This is a genomic window from Plesiomonas shigelloides (assembly GCF_900087055.1).
Taxonomy (GTDB): Bacteria; Pseudomonadota; Gammaproteobacteria; order Enterobacterales; family CAMTGL01; genus Plesiomonas; species Plesiomonas shigelloides.
Window position 1 is genome coordinate 2381256 of the sequence record NZ_LT575468.1, and the last position, 19997, is coordinate 2401252.

At 50.7% G+C, this 19997-nt stretch carries 16 protein-coding genes; 7 read left to right on the top strand and 9 right to left on the bottom strand.

The window, feature by feature from the left end; translation table 11 throughout:
* Nucleotides 1–522: 522 nt before the first annotated feature.
* Complete coding sequence (locus tag NCTC9997_RS10570) at nucleotides 523–708, bottom strand: hypothetical protein (protein ID WP_039045554.1); 186 nt, start codon at nucleotides 706–708, stop codon at nucleotides 523–525.
* Between the two features lie 419 nt (nucleotides 709–1127).
* Between NCTC9997_RS10570 and NCTC9997_RS10575 the strand changes: the two genes are divergently transcribed.
* Complete coding sequence (locus NCTC9997_RS10575; protein ID WP_010864201.1) at nucleotides 1128–1394, top strand: GrxA family glutaredoxin; 267 nt, start codon at nucleotides 1128–1130, stop codon at nucleotides 1392–1394.
* Between the two features lie 309 nt (nucleotides 1395–1703).
* Here NCTC9997_RS10575 and ybjM read toward each other — a convergent pair whose 3' ends face one another.
* A complete protein-coding gene (gene ybjM, locus NCTC9997_RS10580; protein WP_052181548.1) occupies nucleotides 1704–2153 on the bottom strand; it encodes an inner membrane protein YbjM in 450 nt (149 codons plus the stop codon).
* 298 nt (nucleotides 2154–2451) lie between these two features.
* Here ybjM and NCTC9997_RS10585 point away from each other — a divergent pair, with 298 nt between their 5' ends.
* Nucleotides 2452–4137, top strand: coding sequence for an aspartate:alanine antiporter (locus NCTC9997_RS10585; RefSeq protein WP_010864203.1), 1686 nt, complete (start codon nucleotides 2452–2454; stop codon nucleotides 4135–4137).
* 119 nt (nucleotides 4138–4256) lie between these two features.
* Here the strand turns inward: NCTC9997_RS10585 and NCTC9997_RS10590 are convergent, their stop codons facing one another.
* The 3 genes from NCTC9997_RS10590 to NCTC9997_RS10600 all read right to left on the bottom strand — a co-directional run bounded on the left by NCTC9997_RS10590 (nucleotide 4257) and on the right by NCTC9997_RS10600 (nucleotide 8420).
* Nucleotides 4257–6521, bottom strand: coding sequence for an acyl-CoA dehydrogenase (locus NCTC9997_RS10590; RefSeq protein ID WP_152136388.1), 2265 nt, complete (start codon nucleotides 6519–6521; stop codon nucleotides 4257–4259).
* Between the two features lie 35 nt (nucleotides 6522–6556).
* Nucleotides 6557–7240: a TetR family transcriptional repressor PsrA gene (locus NCTC9997_RS10595; protein ID WP_170919677.1), complete on the bottom strand. Its 684-nt coding sequence runs from the start codon at nucleotides 7238–7240 to the stop codon at nucleotides 6557–6559.
* 685 nt (nucleotides 7241–7925) lie between these two features.
* Nucleotides 7926–8420 (bottom strand): SixA phosphatase family protein, encoded by a 495-nt coding sequence (locus NCTC9997_RS10600; protein WP_052181539.1) that lies wholly within the window; start codon nucleotides 8418–8420, stop codon nucleotides 7926–7928.
* Nucleotides 8421–8740: 320 nt separating this feature from the next.
* Here NCTC9997_RS10600 and NCTC9997_RS10605 point away from each other — a divergent pair, with 320 nt between their 5' ends.
* Together NCTC9997_RS10605 and rimO are read left to right on the top strand one after the other, a co-directional pair.
* The gene (locus tag NCTC9997_RS10605; protein WP_167550139.1) at nucleotides 8741–9982 is read left to right on the top strand and encodes a GGDEF domain-containing protein; all 1242 of its coding nucleotides are present in this window, start codon (nucleotides 8741–8743) and stop codon (nucleotides 9980–9982) included.
* 120 nt (nucleotides 9983–10102) lie between these two features.
* Entirely contained in the window at nucleotides 10103–11416 is a 1314-nt protein-coding gene (gene rimO / locus NCTC9997_RS10610) for a 30S ribosomal protein S12 methylthiotransferase RimO (RefSeq protein ID WP_010864208.1), read from the top strand.
* 112 nt (nucleotides 11417–11528) lie between these two features.
* Here the strand turns inward: rimO and NCTC9997_RS10615 are convergent, their stop codons facing one another.
* Nucleotides 11529–12359, bottom strand: coding sequence for an SDR family oxidoreductase (locus NCTC9997_RS10615; protein WP_010864209.1), 831 nt, complete (start codon nucleotides 12357–12359; stop codon nucleotides 11529–11531).
* Nucleotides 12360–12525: 166 nt separating this feature from the next.
* On the opposite strand from NCTC9997_RS10615, the gene NCTC9997_RS10620 reads away from it, so the two are divergent.
* Entirely contained in the window at nucleotides 12526–13179 is a 654-nt protein-coding gene (locus NCTC9997_RS10620) for a class I SAM-dependent methyltransferase (protein ID WP_064978047.1), read from the top strand.
* Nucleotides 13180–13314: 135 nt separating this feature from the next.
* Here NCTC9997_RS10620 and pgl read toward each other — a convergent pair whose 3' ends face one another.
* The gene (gene pgl / locus NCTC9997_RS10625; protein ID WP_047709259.1) at nucleotides 13315–14022 is read right to left on the bottom strand and encodes a 6-phosphogluconolactonase; all 708 of its coding nucleotides are present in this window, start codon (nucleotides 14020–14022) and stop codon (nucleotides 13315–13317) included.
* An 80-nt stretch (nucleotides 14023–14102) separates the two neighbouring features.
* Nucleotides 14103–15572, bottom strand: a complete 1470-nt coding sequence (zwf, locus tag NCTC9997_RS10630; RefSeq protein WP_010864212.1) for a glucose-6-phosphate dehydrogenase — start codon at nucleotides 15570–15572, stop codon at nucleotides 14103–14105.
* A 346-nt stretch (nucleotides 15573–15918) separates the two neighbouring features.
* Between zwf and NCTC9997_RS10635 the strand changes: the two genes are divergently transcribed.
* Complete coding sequence (locus NCTC9997_RS10635) at nucleotides 15919–16773, top strand: MurR/RpiR family transcriptional regulator (protein WP_010864213.1); 855 nt, start codon at nucleotides 15919–15921, stop codon at nucleotides 16771–16773.
* Between the two features lie 261 nt (nucleotides 16774–17034).
* A complete protein-coding gene (pyk, locus tag NCTC9997_RS10640) occupies nucleotides 17035–18477 on the top strand; it encodes a pyruvate kinase (RefSeq protein ID WP_010864214.1) in 1443 nt (480 codons plus the stop codon).
* A gap of 164 nt (nucleotides 18478–18641) precedes the next feature.
* Here pyk and NCTC9997_RS10645 read toward each other — a convergent pair whose 3' ends face one another.
* Nucleotides 18642–19937 (bottom strand): polysaccharide deacetylase family protein, encoded by a 1296-nt coding sequence (locus tag NCTC9997_RS10645; RefSeq protein WP_230405838.1) that lies wholly within the window; start codon nucleotides 19935–19937, stop codon nucleotides 18642–18644.
* Nucleotides 19938–19997: the final 60 nt, after the last annotated feature.

A 19997-nucleotide genomic window follows, 5' to 3' on the forward strand; every position in this document is an offset into this window, starting at 1 on the left:
CTCTACTACCTAAGTGCTCTGATAGGCGTACACAGGACTCGCTCACCAGAACAGGTCACTTCATCCCACAACGGGGTTGGTTGGATTCCCTTTCACGCGTTGATCCCCGTGCGACTTGAAGCTGCAGCGGTGTTGGCTACGTTTGCTCACCCCCAATCATATCGTTTGCACAACGTTTGCCTATGCACATGGGGATTCACTCACATGCCATCTCCCTGTAACGCCAAGTCATTTGGGTACAGTCAGGGTATTCAGCTTACTGATAATGCAGGGCAAAAATTCGGAAAGGAAGCGGTGAGCAAAGCAGAATGAAAAGTTGTGGCGGCGCTCTCATCGAGCAGTCAAAGAGGACGGCGAAGCGAAATCATCGAAGAGAAATAAAAGCAATGAATGCAGTGGCGCAGACACGTAACTCGCGCGTATCACCGCATTCATTGAATCTCACGTGGCGTAACGGCAAGCTACGCGGTGACTCAAAGCAACGTGATTGCAGTTAGCAAATCACGTTCGCCTCACGGACGCTTAACGATCGCTGCTGGCGCGCACGACAGGCTCGCCACGGCGCAAGGTCACATGAGACGCCGAATCCGGCTGCAGCTGAAACTCACTGACCGGTTCACGATTTTGGTTATGGAGGTGCATACTAAATGAAGCAAACGCTGCCACTGGAAGCGCAATCAGCATAAGGGCAATAAAAGAGTCCTTCATTAAGCATTCCTTTTGAGCAAAATTACTAAAACTTACATCGTGCCAAAATTTAACGCAGTCACCGAAAATAACAAGGGACAGCGCACAATATGGCAAATTTCGACTGGACATAAAGACATACACTGCTGTCCATTCATGCCAAAACTCAATTTAATAGATAAAACCTATCAAATTAACAGGCGATACCAATTTTATTCAAAATCAATCCGCTGGCATAGTGTCACACCATATCCAGTCGTTCAAAATCACCGCCTGTCATGATGTACAATGATCACGATGTACAATGACTTTGTGGCAAGAGACGAATGACGGCATTGAAGTTTATGCGGCAGGGATCTATTTCTGTTAGAGTAACCGGAAGTATTCCATTTAAAATGCTAATTTCGCGTAAACGCCTTGTAACTCAAAGGAGATTCTGAATGTTTGCAGTGATTTTTGGTCGTCCTGGTTGCCCTTATTGTGTCCGTGCCAAAGAGTTGGCCGAAAAGCTCAGTGCTGAGCGCGATGATTTCCGTTTCCGTTATATCGATATCCATGCGGAAGGCATTTCAAAAGCAGATCTGGAAAAGACAGTAGGTAAGCCAGTAGAAACCGTGCCACAGATTTTTATCGACCAGAAACACATCGGCGGCTGCACGGATTTTGAAGCCTATGCCAAAGAGCATTTGAGCCTGTACAACGCGTAATTCGCCTCTTCGTATCGTCATAATCGAGTAGATTATTTGTACGCTGCACTCAGCGCCGTGAGAACATAAAAAAATGCCCGTAATGGGCATTTTTTGTTTTTGTATCTTGCGCCTATCTCCGCGCCAGTCTTATTTATAACGCGTATTAATGTGACACTTTCATGCAGAAAATATTTTCACACGCACTCTTTCCACGCGTATTTGCATGCGTACTATTTTCACAGGTAGTTGGCAGCTAATTTCCCTGATAGGCTATCGATCTCTATTTACGGTTAAACTCGGATCAATTTAGCATCAAAATAAATACAATTATTTTACTTTAGTGTGGCTAATATTGGACTGACTGTATTTTTTTTGTGGCGCCTGACTCAACGCGCGGCGAGCATGCGATTTGTAATGCAGTAAAATGCGGCTGCCAAAGACATACAGCAATGTACCCAAACCGCACCAGAAGGCGGCCCCGATAAAATACACCACGGTGTCGAGAAAACTCTCGTAACGGGAAAACGCAGCGAGCCGGATCAGCATACACAGCGGAGCCACCACCAGCGCGCCCATCAAGCCATGTAAGAGGCCATGACGACGCGCAAAATGCGCCGATACAATGCCTGGCAGCATGAATAGCAACAGCCCCGGATGGCTATGGGGATCGGCAGAATAAGCCGCTTCAGAATATGGATAGTGCATGCCCTGAAAGAAGAAAATCACACAAAATAAAAATCCACCCAGCATGACCACATTCCAGTTCCACTTCAGCATCAGTCGACTCCTTTCGACGAGGGATGGCAGAAAAAAAACCATCACGGAATACAGGAATAGAATAAGCAAACCACTAAATGCTGACCAAGTTCAAGACTTATAGCCAAATAGACAAGAAATCTAAAAAAGTTAGATGTAAAATAAAACTCAGATACGGAATTGATAATTATCCTGAGAGTTAACGCATCATTTCATTTAAGTTATCAAAACATTCCGTTCACAATAAGCTGTGTCCTGCCATGCGCTGCATGATTTAACAGGCATTATACATTTACTCTTCAGCCACAGAATTACCATCGTGAATATCGACGTATCAGCATTGCTCAATGGAAATGACATACTGCTTTTGTTTGTCGTACTGGCCCTCGGCCTGTGTCTTGGGAAATTACGCTTCGGCTCTATCCAATTGGGTAATTCAATCGGGGTTCTGGTCGTTTCGCTGCTGCTCGGCCAAATGCACTTCTCGCTTAATGCCGAAGCGCTGAGCCTTGGATTTATGCTGTTCATCTTCTGTGTCGGTATCGAAGCCGGCCCAAACTTTTTTGCCATATTTTTCCGCGATGGTAAGAACTACCTGCTGCTGGCACTGGTTGTGGTTGTCACTGCGCTGATCATTGCCTTTGCCCTTGGCCGCTGGTTAGGCTGGGATATCGGTCTAACCGCCGGTTTACTCGCCGGCTCCATGACCTCGACCCCAGTGTTGGTGGGGGCCAGAGAATCGCTCCTCAGTGGCTCGCACAATATCGCCGATCCGGCGCTGGTGCGCACCGCGCTGAGTAACCTCAGCCTCGGTTATGCCCTGACCTATTTGGTCGGTCTGGTCAGCCTTATTTTGGCGGCGCGCTATCTGCCAAAATTGCAACGTCAGGATCTGGTGACCAGTGCGCAAGAAATTGCCCGCGAACGTGGCCTTGACCCAGACAGTCAGCGCAAGGTGTATCTGCCGATTATCCGCGCCTATCGCGTGGGACCGGAGCTGGTCGAGTGGAGTGGCGGTAAGAACCTGCGTGAACTGGGGATTTATCGACAGACCGGCTGTTATATCGAGCGTATTCGTCGTAATGGCATCTTAGCCAGCCCCGATGGGGATGCGGTGCTGCAAGTTGGCGATGAGATTGCGCTGGTAGGTTACCCCGATAGCCATGCGCGCCTTGACCCGAGCTTTCGCGAAGGTAAAGAGGTGTTCGACCGTGACCTGCTCGACTTACGTGTTGTCACCGAAGAGATTGTGGTGAAAAACGACAGCGTGGTCGGCAAGCGTCTGGCGCATCTGCGTCTGACCGATCAGGGCTGCTTCTTGAACCGCATTGTCCGCTCGCAAATCGAAATGCCAATTGACGACACCATCGTCCTGAACAAAGGTGATGTGCTGCATGTCAGCGGCGATGCCCGCCGTGTTCGCGGCTTGGCCGATCGGGTTGGCTTTATCTCCATCCACAGTCAAGTGGCGGACTTACTGGCGTTTTGTAGCTTCTTCATCATCGGTTTGATGGTGGGGCAAGTGACGTTCCAGTTTAGCCAGTTTACCTTCAGCTTTGGTAATGCCGCCGGTTTACTGTTCTCCGGCATCATGCTGGGCTTCTTGCGAGCGAACCACCCTACCTTCGGTTATGTACCGCAAGGGGCACTGACCATGACCAAAGAGTTTGGCTTGATGGTGTTTATGGTGGGGGTTGGCCTGAGCGCCGGTAGCGGCATGAACAATGAAGTCGACAGCATCGGGTTACAGATGATTTTCGGTGGCTTACTGGTCAGTTTAGGCCCGGTCATTATTGCCTATCTGTTCGGTGCTTATGTGCTGAAAATGAACCGTGCGATGCTGTTCGGCGCCATTATGGGGGCCCGTACCTTGGCGCCAGCGATGGAAGTGATCAATACCCTGTCGCGCAGTAATATTCCGGCGCTCGGCTACGCCGGTACTTATGCGATAGCTAACGTGCTGTTGACGCTGGCCGGCTCCTTGATCGTGGTGTTCTGGCACTGATTTCTACCCTCAGCGTCAGTGATTAAATGCACAAAAAAATCCCGGGGTTCCCCGGGATTTTTATTGCTGCTAACGACAGCGATACCTTTCAACTTGCAGCGCCGGCTTATAGGCTCAGCTTAGGCAGCGCGGTCTTCCGCACAAGCTGGATTTGGATGCGGACCATTCACATGGTCGACCTGCACCGCACGGCTACGCAATGCTTCGGCGGCCAACATCTGCTCAGCTTCCGCTTCGCTGATAATCGCACTGGCTTTGGCTTGCTCCACCAGCTCATTGAGCGCAACTTTACGTGGTAATTTACCGCTACGCTGCGCTTCTGCCAGCTTCAGTTCGATATCACGCGCGCCATACATCGCTAAGAACGCTGACTCCATGATATTAATGGCTTCATCCGGCGCTTGGCCGACAAAGCACAGATTAGTCAGGCGATCACGCTGCGCCCCTGGCACCATCATCAGCTTGGCAATTTTCAGAGCCGTTTCATCCTGAACCGGCTTGTAACTTACGCCGTACGGGAACACCGCCACCCGCAGCATGATCGCAACAGCGCGATTGCTGAAGTTTTGGAAGAAGCTATCAAAGGCTTTGCCACACTGATACAAGCAGTATTGCAAACCATATTCAGCCAACGGCAGGTCTTCCTTCAAACGCCCTTCTTGCTCGTAGCGTTTCAGTACCGCAGACGCCAGATACAGGTGGCTGAGGACATCCCCCAAACGCGCCGACAGCATCTCTTTACGCTTCAGATCGCCGCCCAACACCAACATAGCCATATCTGCGGTCAAGGCCAGCGCTCGGCTCATGCGTCCTAGCTGCTTGTAATAGCGGCTCAGTGGACTGCCCGATGGCGCGGCATTTAATTTACCTGCCGTAATGCCCTGCCAGAAAGTGCTGAAGAAGTTAGTCACACCAAAAACGATGTGCTTGAACAGCAACTCATCAAAGGCCTGCAAACCGGCTTTTTCATCAGGGTTGGCCGCCGCTTCCATCTCACCCAATACAAACGGATGACAACGGGTCGCACCTTGACCGAAGATCATCAGGTTACGGGTCAGGATGTTGGCCCCTTCCACCGTGATGGCTACCGGAATACCAAAATAGTGGTGTCCCAGATAGTTCATTGGGCCTAACTGGATAGCGCGACCCGCATGGATATCCATGGAATCATTCAGCAGCTGACGACCAATTTCGGTCATGTGATACTTGGCAATTGCCGTCACAATCCCCGGGGTTTCACCGGTATCCAATGCCGTAGTGGTAAAGGTACGCGCCGCTTCCAGCAAATAGGTCAGACCGCCAATGCGTCCCATCGCCTCAGCCACCCCTTCAAAGCGACCAATCGACAGACCAAACTGCTTACGCACATATGAATACGCACCAGTGGTACGGGTAGTTAGATGGCCAATCGCAGTGCCCAGCGCCGGTAACGAAATACCGCGCCCCGCCGAAAGGCATTCCACCAGCATGCGCCAGCCTTTACCGGCATAAGATGGGCCGCCGATAATCCAATCCAGCGGGATAAACACATCTTTACCCCATGTAGGCCCGTTCATGAAGGCCAGATCCATTGGAATATGACGCGCGCCAACCTCGACACCTGGGTGATTGGTTGGGATCAGGGCACAAGTAATCCCGATGTCCTCTTTATCCCCCAACAGGTGCTCTGGGTCGTACATTTTGAACGCTAAGCCCAGTACCGTCGCCACCGGTGCCAACGTGATATACCGCTTGTTCCAGTTCAAGCGAATGCCCAGCACGTCTTTACCGTCATACGTGCCACGGCAAACAATGCCTTTATCCGGAATACTGCCCGCATCCGAGCCCGCTTCAGGGCCGGTCAGTGCAAAGCACGGGATCTCACGGCCATCAGCCAGCCCCGGTAACCAGCGCTGCTTTTGCTCCTCTGTGCCGTAATGCGACAGCAGTTCGCCAGGGCCTAATGAGTTTGGTACCATGACGGTCACCGCCGCAGTGGTACTCTTGCTGGCGATTTTGGTCACAATGGTGGAGTTAGCCAAAGAGCTAAACTGACGGCCACCAAACTCTTTGGCGATGATCAGCGAGAAGAAACGCTCTTTTTTCAGGTATTCCCACACTTCTGGCGGCAGATCGTTTAACTCATGCACGATCTGATAGTCATCCAGCATGTTGAGCAGGGTTTCCACCTGATTATCCAGGAACGATTGCTCTTCGGCTGTCAGCTTGGGTTTTGGCAGCGCATGCAGTTTGTTCCAATCAGGCTGACCGCGAAACAGGTCCCCTTCCCACCAGACAGTACCCGCCTCCATGGCTTCACGCTCTGTCGCAGACAACGGCGGCAGAATGCGCTTGAATACCTTAAAAGCCGGGCCTGAGATATAACGTTGGCGCAGACTGGTCATTATGTTCATCCTTCATAATAGGGTTGGTAACTTCATCATCCGCCGTTGGCGGCTGCGCTGACGGGTTGTAGTAATAATTCAGCGCTATGAATTGGAGCGGCAACGCCGCCAGCCAGATACGGAATGATCCGGTCAATCAGATCACTGATCTGGATATGCTGACCAAAATCGGCCAACGCTATCTCACGCAGAGCCACATTGGAGGCCATGGCAAACACTGCCGTCCCCAGCGTGAAGTGCAAACGCCAAAATAATTCGGCGGTATTCAGTGTTGGATTCGCCCGCTGTACCGCTCGGGTGAATAACGCCAACACATCGCCATAGCGGGTGGTGATAAACCAACGCAAGTGCCCCTGCACATCGGTATATCCTCGCCCTAACAGCTGCATAAATAAGGTGGTGCCCTCTGGCCGTAAGGCGGTCAATTGCAACAGCGGCGCTTTAAAAGCCTGAAAGACCTGCTGCAAACTTGGGGTTTGATCGCTACGTAAGACCGCATCTAACTCCAGCTCCAAGGCCGGCATAAACACTTCCAGATACCGTGCCAGCACCGCACGAATCAGCTCTTTTTTCGAGCCAAAGTGATAATTGACGGACGCCAGATTCACTTCAGCCTCTGCGGTAATAGTCCGCAGTGAGGTGTCATTAAAGCCCTGCTCGGCAAACAACCGCTCAGCGGCATCAAGAATTCGGGCTTTGGTATCGGGCCTGACGGTCATAGTCATACACTCATATTAAACAGATGTTTAAAATCTACATCCCATTAACATTGCAGTCAATGATTTTAAACAGATGTTTTATTTTTGTGTAAACAGCGTACCAATGCCGACAGCAGCAGAAATTTAGTTATTTAAAATCAAATGGTTATTTAGAGTGAAATACCGTTCGATGAGACACACCGCTCGCGTGCAAACACCAAACCCGCCCATTCACGCACAAGCCAACAAAGGAATCAGGGCAAGAGCAAGAGGGAAGGAAGGAAGGAAGGAAGGAAGGAAGGAAGACGCAACATTGTAATGACACCGCACGACAAGCTCGCTACCACCACACCGGAACCGCCGGCCCCAAACCCGCACTAAAGAAACTGAAGAAAAAGACGAAAAAAATGAGATTTTTTGATGCTGACGTGAAACTTCCGATGCAAAGCAGAGTCTGAGTATATGCCACTGCTTTTTCTTTGATGTCCCCTGAGTTTAGAGGATAACCCGGTAACGTAATCTTTGGTTCCCAGTTACCGGGCGTTTTTCTTCCTACTGTTCATCCGTTAACTTTTCCCTCGCTTTTCATCCCTATCAGTTTGATTCTGTTTGTATTGCTTTTGGCTGCACTATTTTAGGTACATGTAATGTTTAGGTACACGTAATGCCAGTCGAGTCGCTGTACCGAATATGCACGGCCATCGCGTTAGCCAATCTCACCCTCTTCGGCATAAATCACATCCGTTAAGACACCCGCACCATTGCCGGCTTGATGCCAGTTAGGCAGCGTGATCCGAATTTGCATCGCGGTGGTGAACTTAATTAGCTCATTATCGGTCAGATGCAAGACCAGATCGGCTAAACCGGGGTTATGGCCTACCAACACCAACTGTTGCACCGAGTCAGGCGTGGCCGTGATCAGCTTTAACAGTTGCGGCAATGTGGCTTCATATAACTCAGGCGCGAGCCGTAATCTGGCTTGCAAAGCCGGTTTGCCTTCTAGCATCAAAGACGCGGTTTGCATCGTCCGTACACTGGGGGAGCAAAGTAACAACGCATCCTCATGAATAAAGGCTTGGCGCTGCGCCATCAATGTGGCTTGGCGTAATCCACGTTTAGCCAGTGGCCGTTGATAATCGGATGCCATATGATGCCGCCATGAAGATTTGGCATGGCGGACGAGTACTAATTCACACGTCATAGCGCCTCATTTATTTAAATTAATGCTATCGTAATCACGAATTATGGTATTTCATGCCACACAAAAGTGACAAAGTGGTTTAATCAATCAGGCAGCATCATGAGCACAGAAAGAGAAGAAAACGATATGCTCTGCAGTAGAATTCTGATCCTTATACCACTAGCCTCGGATTGATTATAACATAACCAAACAACAGCCATATTGATGAAAAACTAACCTTTTGTATTTATATCATGGTATATCGCATTGTTATTTTTTTTGTAACATTTTCAATCAGTGCTGTTTTGTTCCATTCGGAACAACAAGTACGTGATATCTACATGATGTCACGTCTGCATAATGAAATTAATTTATCTTTCCTGAAAATGTACTCGACATTACGCCGAGTAAAAGTGGCTTTTTCAAATTCAGCGGCAATCAGCAATCCTAATTTGCCCATCATCACCGCTGAAGATGGCGTGACCTTAGTGGTCAACCCGCAGCACCATGCGGTTCCCCAGCTTTACGAATCGCTCAATAAAATCAAAAATTTGCTGGATCTTGAAAGTGATAATCACACACATTTATTATCATTAGTGCAGAAAAACGGCCAATATGGGTATTTCACTCCGTATCGTCCTCATTACCAAGCTATCCTGAATTCTTTGGCAAAAGATCCCGAAAGCCTCGGGATTTTAAAAAAATATCATCTAGCCGAAGAGTTTGATGAGAGCCTTTTATTTTGTGATATCCGCACATCCGAAGTTTATAAAGAGGAATATTCACATCAGCAAATGCTCAGTATTTTTATGCCGATCTTTGATAAGAAAAAAGTTTCCGCACTGGCAATTGTTGATTTAAATAGTGATTACATTGCATATAAGATTCGCAAATTTAATAAAGAGAATAATACTTATTTCCAATTGAGTGATAGCAAAGGGATGGCGTTAAATATTCCTTGCATCACCACGCAGGAATACATTTATACCCCGCGCTTTACGCCGGATAGCTGGCATCATCTGCTGTTCAGTTTAGCGATTGCAACGCTCGCGACGTTGTTGTTTAACTCCTACTTTAAACTTAAAGGGGTGGCATTTCGGGATAAACTGACGGGGCTACATAATCGAAGTTATTTCCAACGCAAACAGCACAGCTTACGGCATTGCTATAGCGTGATCCTGATGGATATTGATGATTTCAAAGCCATCAATGATCACTATGGTCACGATACCGGCGATAAAATTTTGCGTGGGATGGCGGAAATTATTCAACGCTGCGCCCGTAAAGATGACTTGCTGATCCGCTGGGGCGGAGAGGAATTCTTATTGGTGCTGTATACCGATAATGTGGCGGTGGCTCAAGAGCGAGCCGAGTTCATCCGGAAAACCATCGCCGAAACGCCGATTAACGGTTTGCGGATCAGCGTGTCTATTGGCGTCAGTGCTTGCACGGAGCAGAGTTTTGAGCTGACCTTTAAACAAGCTGACATTGCCCTGTATCAATCTAAAGCGCTCGGCAAAAATCAAGTCACCTTGTTTCGGGAAAACACAGAAAGCAGCCTCCCTCCCGATGTAAGCCATTAATGCGTCGGCTATCGGCAACGCGAACCGGAAACAGACTGAGTTAGCATTAGAAAAACGCGGCGATCCTGTGTAGAATCGCCGGCGTTTTTCCCTCTTTGAATGATTTGTGAGCGTAATAGCATGCAACAGCCACGTATTGGTTTTGTATCACTGGGTTGCCCAAAAAATCTGGTCGACTCTGAGCGTATTTTAACGGAGCTGCGCACCGAAGGTTATCATGTGGTGCCAAGCTATGATGATGCTGACATGGTGATCGTGAACACCTGTGGCTTTATCGACAGCGCCGTACAGGAATCGCTGGAAGCCATCGGCGAAGCGTTGCATGAAAACGGCAAGGTGATCGTGACCGGCTGTTTGGGTGCGAAAGAAGATCAAATCCGCGAAGTGCACCCGAAAGTGCTCGAGATCAGCGGCCCGCATAGCTATGAGCAAGTGCTGAGCCACGTGCATAAATATGTACCGAAGCCAAAGCATGATCCGTTTACCAGTCTGGTACCGGAAACCGGCGTTAAACTGACGCCACGTCATTACGCTTACCTGAAAATTTCTGAAGGCTGCAACCACCGTTGTACGTTCTGCATCATTCCATCCCTGCGTGGTGATCTGGAAAGCCGTCCGATTGGCTCGGTGCTGGATGAAGCCAAGCGTCTGGTGGAATCCGGCGTGAAAGAGCTGCTGGTGATTTCGCAAGATACCTCGGCCTACGGGGTCGATGTGAAGCACCGGACGGGTTTTTGGAATGGCCAGCCAGTGAAAACCAGCATGCTGTCACTGTGTGAGCAGTTGGCAAAACTGGGCGTGTGGGTGCGTCTGCACTATGTGTATCCGTATCCACATGTGGATGACGTGATCCCATTGATGGCAGAAGGCAAAATCCTGCCTTATCTGGATATTCCACTGCAGCACGCCAGCCCGAAAGTGCTGAAGCTGATGAAGCGTCCGGGCTCTGTGGAGCGCACGTTGGAGCGCATCAAGCGCTGGCGTGAGATTTGCCCAGAGCTGACTTTGCGTTCCACCTTCATCGTCGGCTTCCCGGGAGAAACCGAAGAAGACTTCGAGATGCTGCTGGACTTCTTGCGCGAAGCCAAGATCGATCGCGCCGGCTGCTTCAAGTACAGCCCAGTCGATGGCGCAACCGCGAACGACCTGCCGGATCAAATTCCGGAAGAGGTGAAAGAGGACCGCTGGAATCGCTTCATGCAAGTCCAGCAGGAAGTGTCTGCGCTGCGTCTGCAAGAGAAGATTGGCCGCGAAATGCTGGTGATCATCGATGAAGTGGATGAAGAAGGCGCGGTCGCGCGCAGCATGGCCGATGCACCAGAAATCGATGGCGCGGTCTACCTGAACGGTGAAACGAACCTGAATGTAGGCGATATTGTCCGCGTGAAAGTAGAGCACGCCGACGAATACGATTTGTGGGCCAGCCTCGTTTAATCGCCGCCCTCATTTAAGCTCAATCGCTGTTTAGCCAAGCCTAAATGGCATAAAAACCGGCTACCTTACCCAAGGTGCCGGTTTTTTTATTGCTTGCACAGGCACAGCCAACTCAAAACTGCATCTGCGCGGGATCTGGATATAAATAGCTAAAACCCTGTTCACGACAAATCAAGCTGCCATCAATCACCCGCATTTTACCGTTGGTATCCGGCAAAAAGGTCGGTGGCTCGACGCCTAATGAGCGTGAAATCAGCGGATAGAACACCGAGCGGATCGGATGCTCAGGGGCACACAAATTGTAAATACGCCCCTGTGGTAAGCGGCATTCCAGCAACAGCGCGATAGCGCGGATGCAATCATCCAGATGCACAAAATTCACCCCTTGCGCACCATCGGTTAGATTTTGCCGTCCGGCCAGAAAACGGGCCGGATGTCGCCCAGGGCCGACCAAACCGGCGCAGCGCAGAATATCGACGCGCACACCCGGCAACGCATGCAACCAATTTTCCAGCTCATGCAGCGCCCGCGCCGATGCCGTTTCTGGATAACATCCCGACGCTTCAGTCACCGCCCCTTTACCGCGGCCATACACCGACGTCGAGCTGACAAAAATAATATGCTGCACTTGCCCTTGCGCTAAGGCGCTATCGACCAAATTCTGCACCGCCGAGATATAAAACAGCTCATCGCAATTATGTCGACCTGGCGGGATATTGATGATCAACGTTTGAGCCGCGAGCAGATGCGTTACATCGTCATCGTCCGCGTCCAGTTCTGGTGTCAGTTGTAAACGATAACACTCGATACCGCTTAACCGGGCTGCATCCACGCCATCCTGTGTGGTTTTACTGCCCAGTACATGCTGACCTTGCGCCTGCAGTGCCATAGCCAGCGGCATTCCTAGCCAGCCCAGCCCGATAATGGCAATTTCTTTGCTCATAAATGCCTCACTACAGCATGACCGTGCTGCCCGTATGTACCTGTGTTCAGTGATAACACTTCCCCTACCGGCATGCAAATCCCTCCCCATCGTCAAGTTGTAACACTCTGCGCCAGCCATGAAGTCAGTTATAGTAGGCAGCGTGTCTTCGAATTATGGCAAGAAAATGAAAACGTGTTGTGTGTGTGAGGCGTCAGCCGGGATCCCGTTTCAGCAAATTGATGGCCGCCACTACTGGCGCTGCCAACACTGTCAGGCGACATGGCTCGATAGCCAGCATCATCTCTGTGCGCAGGCAGAATTGGCCGAATATCAGCTGCATGAAAATAATCTGCACGACAGTGGGTATCGCGACTTTCTCACCCGCATCAGTGAGCCGTTACAAAATCGCCTGCTACCGGGCGCTGAAGGATTGGATTTTGGCTGTGGGCCGGGGCCGTTATTGGCGCAAATGCTGGAAGAAACCGGTTTTCGCATGCACAAGTATGACCCTTATTTTCACCCCGAACGGGCAACGCTGGCCCGTGAGTATGATTTTGTCACCTGCACCGAAGTGGCCGAACATTTTTATGCCCCCGCGCAAGAATTCGCGCTTTTGCGCTCACTGGTTCGCCCCGGTGGCTGGCTCGCGCTAATGACCTGTTTTCAGACCGATGACAGCCGTTTTGCGAATTGGAGTTATCGCCGTGACCCCACCCATGTGGTGTTCTACAAAGCAGAAACCTTCATGACGCTGGCACAGATGTGGGGATGGCAGTGTGAGATTCCCCGTAAGGATGTGGTGTTGCTACAAAAACCGCGGACGGCATCGCCTTCCTGAACCGTCGTATACCATCGGTAAAAATACAAAGTAAAAAACACGAAAAAAATGCCGCGCAATGCGGCATTTTGAACACTTTTTGATAACGGATGTTGCTCACTGATAGCAACGAGTAGACTCGTTTCTCAATAAGGCTTATTCCGTCCAGTACACATCCACTGGCGTTTGGGTCTGGCCCAACACGGCGCGCACTGGCATCTCGTTGACATCATCGCCTTGCAACGCACGCTCGTAAACCACCCGCTTCGATGCGCCCACCAGATGCAGGTAAATCTGCCGACTGGCCAGCAACGCTGGCAAGGTCAAGGTGATGCGATCCAGTGGCGCGGTCAACGGCGTCATGCCCATGCACAGCTGACCGGAATACATGTTCAGCGCCGCTGGCAGATTTTCCGCTCCCGGGAACAGCGACGCGGTGTGACCGTCTTCGCCCATCCCCAAAATCACCACATCAAACGGACGCGGCAAATGTGCCAGACGCTCCGCCGTCAGCGCCGCACCAGCAAACGGGGTCAAATAAGCATTCTTCAGACCGCAAAAATGCGCGGACGCCGCAAAACCTTGCAGCAGATGGGCGCGCACCAATTTTTCATTGCTGGACTCATCCTGCACATCCACCCAACGCTCATCAGCCAGCGTGATATACACGCGGCTCCAATCAATGCGTTGCTGGCTGAGCTCGCTAAACAGCGCAATCGGGGTACGTCCGCCGGACACCACCAAACTGGCAGCACCACGCTCATCCACACCCTGTTGCAGCGCTTGAGCGATACGCTCAGCCAACTGGCTATTAAGCGCCTGCGCATCCGCGAACTCTTTAAATACCGGTACCGATATAGCCATCATGTTCTCCTTGCTAGGGGTCAGCGTTGGCTGACCGATAGGCACAGTGTCGTACATCACTGTGCCCACGCTCATTCAAATCAGGCGAATTCGCTCCACGAGCGGTTGTCACGGGTGATCATGGCGATGGATGCCACTGGGCCCCATGTGCCAGCCTGATACGGTTTTGGCGGCTCATTATCGGCAGCCCACGCTTCGATAATGGAGTCAGCCCACTTCCACGCCTCTTCCACCTCATCACGGCGCACAAACAGCGCCTGAATACCACGCATTGCTTCGAGCAGCAGACGCTCGTAAGCATCGGCAATGTGCTCGCCACTGAAGGTATCGGAGAAACTCAGATCCAGTTTAGTCGTCTGTAAACGGTGCTTGTGATCCAGACCCGGCACTTTATTCAGGATCTGAACTTCAATGCCCTCGTCTGGCTGCAAACGGATGGTCAGCTTGTTCGGTGGCAGATCTTTGTAAGAATCACTGAACAGGTTCAATGGTGGGTTTTTGAAGTACACCACAATCTCAGAGCACTTCGCTGGCATCCGCTTACCGGTACGCAAGTAGAACGGTACGCCTGCCCAGCGCCAGTTATCGATGTCCACACGGATAGAGACGAAGGTTTCCGTGTTGCTGCTCTTGTTCGCGCCCTCTTCTTCCAAATAGCCAGGCACCTTTTGTCCTTGCACAAAACCGGCGGTGTACTGGCCACGTACGGTTTTCTCATTGACGTTGGTGTGGTCGATTCGGCGCAGTGCGCGCAAGACTTTCACCTTCTCATCACGAATACGATCAGAGGTCAGGTCAACCGGTGGCGACATCGCAATCATGGTCAGGATTTGCAACAGGTGGTTTTGCACCATGTCACGCATCTGACCGGCCTTGTCAAAGTAACCCCAACGGCCTTCAATCCCCACTTCTTCGGCAATGGTGATCTGCACCTGATCAATGGTGCGGTTATCCCATTTCGAGGCAAAAATAGAGTTAGCAAAGCGCAGTGCCAGCAGGTTTAATACCGTTTCTTTGCCCAAATAGTGGTCAATACGGTAGACCTGCGACTCATCAAAATATTCCGCTACGCCATCATTGATCTGGCGCGAGGTCTCTAAACTGGTACCAATCGGCTTTTCCATCACCACACGGTGAGGTTGCTTGTTCAGACCAACGGCGGCCAAACCACGGCAAATCGCCGGATAGGTCATTGGCGGCATGGCGAAATAGTTCACCATCACTTGCTCTTTGCTCTCCGCCAGTGCAGCCAACTGAGCAAAATCGGCCTCGTTATTCACATCCAGATTGCAAAAATGCAGACGCTGACAGAGCACTTCCCAAACGGCAGGTGCAATTTCTTCTTTTACAAAGGTTTCCAACGCATTGCGAACAAAGTCGTGATACTCATCCTGACTCCACTCCGCACGGCCGACCCCGATAATACGGGTATCCTGATGCAGTAAGCCTGCTTTTTCCAATTGATATAAGGAAGGCAGCAGCTTACGGCGCGCCAGATCGCCTTTGGTGCCGAACAGAACCAAATCACAGGCCTGTGCTTTTGATACCATCTGTCTAGTCCTTAAGCCGTGTTTACCGGCTATGTAATTTTTTTACCACAGCCATGCTAGCCAACTTATTTCGCGCAGTAAACCGCTAGCCGGCAAATCGGATCTGCTGCATCGCGCCGGCCTTGCCGCTCAATAAATCGCTGTCAGCCATAAAAACACCCACTCTCACTGTGCTTTCCATACACGCTATTTTTAGACATCAGTCATATTCTGACGAAAAAATACGATCATTCGGATTTTGCAACGCTGTGCACCCACTACCTCTGGTAGTATATTTTCAGCATATTCCCACGAATCTCGGGGATTACGGATTTCAGTTACATTCCAAACAGCGCGTGGTATCCGCATGAACACACTGGAAAAAATCCAGAAAAGCTTGGAGCATTTTAGCAAATCGGAACGCAAGGTTGCCGAAGTCATCATTGCCTCTCCCCAAACTGCCATTCATTCCAGTATTGCCACATTGGCCAAAATGGCGGATGTCAGTGAGCCGACCGTAAACCGCTTTTGCCGTCGTCTGGATACCAAAGGTTTTCCTGATTTTAAACTGCATCTGGCTCAGAGTCTTGCCAACGGTACCCCGTACGTAAACCGTAACGTGGAAGAAGATGATGCCGCCGAGGCCTACACCGCCAAGATTTTCGAATCCACCATGGCGAGTCTGGAAGTGGCCAAAAACAGTTTAGACACCAGCGCCGTCAATCGCGCCGTGGATCTGCTGACCCAAGCCAAGAAAATCTCCTTTTTCGGCTTAGGCTCTTCTGCCGCAGTGGCGCACGACGCCATGAATAAATTCTTCCGCTTCAATGTGCCGGTATTGTGGTTTGATGATGTGGTTATGCAGCGCATGAGCTGCATGAATGTCAGCGAAAATGATGTCATCGTACTGATCTCACACACCGGTCGAACGAAAAGTCTGGTGGAAGTGGCGCAACTGGCGCGCGAAAATGATGCCACGGTCATCGCCATTACCTCGGAAGGCTCTCCGCTGGCGCGTGAAGCGTCATTGGCCCTGACGTTGGATGTCCCTGAAGATACCGACGTTTATATGCCAATGGCCTCGCGTATCGCACAGTTGACACTGATTGATGTACTGGCCACCGGCTTTACACTGCGCCGAGGCGCCAAATTCCGCGATAATCTCAAGCGGGTTAAAGATGCACTGCGCGATTCCCGCTTTGAAAAAGGTCCTACCGCCTGATATAAGGGTGCGTGCATGAATGCTTATGCATAATCACTGCACATTTTGCGGTACTTCGCCTTGATGTACCGCAACGGAATCCGCATGAAAGCACTAACGCAAGTTTCATGCAAAGTGCGATAATAAACGGAGTCATCATGCCATCAGGCTATCGTGGATAACCTCCGATTGGCATGCCGGATTATCGCATTCCGCTGACTACGACGAATCTGCTGTCCTTGCCTGGCAGCATCGTATAGCGACTATATAACGGAGTTATCCATGTCAAGAAGGCTCAGAAGAACCAAAATCGTTACCACACTCGGCCCAGCAACTGACCGCGACAATAATCTTGAAAAAATCATTGCCGCCGGTGCTAACGTTGTTCGTCTAAACTTCTCCCACGGCAGCGCTGAAGACCATCTGATGCGTGCCAACAAAGTGCGTGAAATCGCCGCTAAACTGGGTAAACACGTTGCAATTCTGGGCGACCTGCAAGGTCCTAAGATTCGAGTCTCTACCTTCAAAGAAGGCAAAATCTTCCTGAATGTGGGCGACAAATTCCTGTTGGATGCTGATCTGCCAAAAGGCGAAGGCGATAAAGAACAAGTCGGTATTGACTACAAAGGTCTGCCAAACGATGTAGTGCCTGGCGATATCCTGCTGCTGGACGACGGCCGCGTTCAACTGAAAGTGCTGGAAGTGCAAGGCGTTAAAGTCTTCACTGAAGTCACCGTAGGTGGCCCACTGTCGAACAACAAAGGCATCAACAAGCTGGGTGGCGGTCTGTCTGCAGAAGCGCTGACCGAGAAAGACAAAGCTGACATCATCACCGCGGCGAAAATCAATGTTGATTTCTTAGCCGTGTCTTTCCCACGTACCGGTGAAGATCTGAACTATGCTCGCCGTCTGGCGCGCGATGCAGGCTGCAACGCCAAGATCGTTGCTAAAGTTGAGCGTGCTGAAGCCGTTGCCACTGATGAAGCGATGGATGACGTGATCCTGGCTTCTGACGTCGTGATGGTTGCCCGTGGTGATTTGGGTGTTGAAATCGGCGATCCAGAGCTGGTTGGTGTGCAGAAGAAACTGATCCGCCGTGCCCGTAGCCTGAACCGCGCGGTGATCACTGCGACTCAAATGATGGAGTCCATGATCACTAACCCAATGCCAACCCGTGCTGAAGTTATGGACGTGGCTAACGCCGTGCTGGATGGTACCGATGCCGTGATGCTGTCTGCAGAGACCGCAGCAGGCCAGTACCCAGCAGAAACCGTAGCGGCAATGGCGCGCGTATGTCTGGGTGCGGAGAAGATGCCAAGCATCAACGTCTCCAACCACCGTATGGATCGCACCTTCGACAACGTCGAAGAGACCATTGCGATGTCCACCATGTACGCCGCTAACCACCTGCAAGGGGTTACCGCTATCATCGCCATGACTGAGTCAGGTCGTACTGCGCTGATGATGTCCCGTATCAGCTCCGGCAAGCCAATTTTCGCCATGTCTCGTCACGAATCTACGCTGAATCTGGCGGCGCTGTACCGCGGTGTGACTCCGGTCTTCTTTGATACCCATACTTCTGGCCACGAAGCGGCGCAAGAAGCGGTTTCCGTGCTGAAGGACAAAGGTTTCCTGATGGCTGGCGATCTGGTGATGGTAACGCAAGGTGACGAAATGGGCGCTATCGGTAGCACCAACACCTGCCGGATCCTGCGCGTAGAATAAGACGGTATCCGTCCATCCACAGCGCTTCTCCGTAAGCGCTGTAAAAAAGCCCGCTATAGCGGGCTTTTTATTGCGTTATATGTGTCAATCAGTGCAGTTATTCACGTTTAAACGCAGTTTCGTCTCCATACTCCGCACTCCACCGATATCCACTATCCACAAAATCAGTTACGAATTTTCTCGGCAAAGACTTGTACCGGATCGGTTCGCAGCACATACACCCGCTTTAAGGTGTACGGATTATCGTGTACCTGCACTTTCCCCTGCTCGGTGGTCACCGCCAGACGGTAACCGGCCTCTTTCGCCGCTTTAATCGCGCGGCTGTTATAGCCACCAAACGGATACGACAGGTAATCGGCGTTATGATTAAACTTGGCCAACTCCTTTTTCGAGCGCACAAAATCGCGATAGATATTGTGATAAGACTTAGACAGCAAAATCGGATGGCGAGTCGCCGCGCGTTTATGCAAGAAGTGGGTATGGGATTCAATCTCAAACACATCCGACATCGCATCAATCTCCTGAATACTCAAAAATTGCAGCGTATTCGGATCCCACTTTTGGGGAAAGTACTTGATACGAGACGAGATGATAAACGCCACTGCGTTCAAGTCATACTTTTTCAAGATTGGATAAGCATACTTGTACACAGATTTCAGACCATCATCAAAGGTCAGCACCACCGCCCGCGCCGGCAGATTATTGGTGGCGTGCACATAGCCATCTAACTGCTCCATAGTCAGGGTTTGGTAACCGGCTTGCTTGAGATAAGCCATCTGGTTGTTAAACGCTGCATCCGACGTCGTGGTAGACGTATGGCGGAAATACTTGTTCTCCGCATTCGTCAGCAGATGGTGATAGGTCAGGACGGGGATCCCGTGATCCAACTCGACATCCGAGCTTTTCAGGTACTTGAGCTGATCGGCTAAATTAACCAGATACCAGCTGACATTATTGCTGTCCTGAATCTTACCCAGCACCGGATAACGCAAGTTGCTATTCAGATAGGCAAACACCTTTGGCTGATACGAGATACTGTCATACACCGGCACCCGCGTTTTGGTCAGGATATTTTTCTGGTGTACTTCCATCTCATCACTGGCCTGATCAATGAGGCCATCGAGCAAATGGTCAATCTTGTCTTTTTGCAAAATCCGCACATCGGCAGGCGTAATATCCCCTTGCGCGTTACCAAAGCGTACTTGATATAACCCTGGCTGCTGCACATCCACATCAATGGATTGCCCTTTGTTCAAGGTGGCCACCGGCATGCGCACGCCAGCGATATCCGCTTGGATCACCGTATCACGCAGGGTAACCGCTTTAACATACTGATGGCCCTCCGGCTCTGCCAGTGGCCTAATTTTCGGCTCATTGCTTTCTGCCGCACGGCAGGTAAAAGCCAACATCAATAACACCAGAGCGCCGCTCCGGCTCACCACATTCAACAGCGTTTTCATCGCACCTGATACCACTACAGATCGTCAAATTGACCTATATTTATACTTACCGCATGCCAC

Coding starts and splice junctions, on each gene's coding strand:
- pgl (WP_047709259.1), bottom strand. CDS start 14,022: ATGGCTATATCGGTACCGGTATTTAAAGAGTTCGCGGATGCGCAGGCG.
- pyk (WP_010864214.1), top strand. CDS start 17,035: ATGTCAAGAAGGCTCAGAAGAACCAAAATCGTTACCACACTCGGCCCA.
- rimO (WP_010864208.1), top strand. CDS start 10,103: ATGCAACAGCCACGTATTGGTTTTGTATCACTGGGTTGCCCAAAAAAT.
- NCTC9997_RS10605 (WP_167550139.1), top strand. CDS start 8,741: ATGATGTCACGTCTGCATAATGAAATTAATTTATCTTTCCTGAAAATG.
- NCTC9997_RS10575 (WP_010864201.1), top strand. CDS start 1,128: ATGTTTGCAGTGATTTTTGGTCGTCCTGGTTGCCCTTATTGTGTCCGT.
- NCTC9997_RS10620 (WP_064978047.1), top strand. CDS start 12,526: ATGAAAACGTGTTGTGTGTGTGAGGCGTCAGCCGGGATCCCGTTTCAG.
- ybjM (WP_052181548.1), bottom strand. CDS start 2,153: ATGCTGAAGTGGAACTGGAATGTGGTCATGCTGGGTGGATTTTTATTT.
- NCTC9997_RS10615 (WP_010864209.1), bottom strand. CDS start 12,359: ATGAGCAAAGAAATTGCCATTATCGGGCTGGGCTGGCTAGGAATGCCG.
- NCTC9997_RS10645 (WP_230405838.1), bottom strand. CDS start 19,937: ATGAAAACGCTGTTGAATGTGGTGAGCCGGAGCGGCGCTCTGGTGTTA.
- NCTC9997_RS10570 (WP_039045554.1), bottom strand. CDS start 708: ATGAAGGACTCTTTTATTGCCCTTATGCTGATTGCGCTTCCAGTGGCA.
- zwf (WP_010864212.1), bottom strand. CDS start 15,572: ATGGTATCAAAAGCACAGGCCTGTGATTTGGTTCTGTTCGGCACCAAA.
- NCTC9997_RS10600 (WP_052181539.1), bottom strand. CDS start 8,420: ATGACGTGTGAATTAGTACTCGTCCGCCATGCCAAATCTTCATGGCGG.
- NCTC9997_RS10635 (WP_010864213.1), top strand. CDS start 15,919: ATGAACACACTGGAAAAAATCCAGAAAAGCTTGGAGCATTTTAGCAAA.
- NCTC9997_RS10595 (WP_170919677.1), bottom strand. CDS start 7,240: ATGACCGTCAGGCCCGATACCAAAGCCCGAATTCTTGATGCCGCTGAG.
- NCTC9997_RS10590 (WP_152136388.1), bottom strand. CDS start 6,521: ATGACCAGTCTGCGCCAACGTTATATCTCAGGCCCGGCTTTTAAGGTA.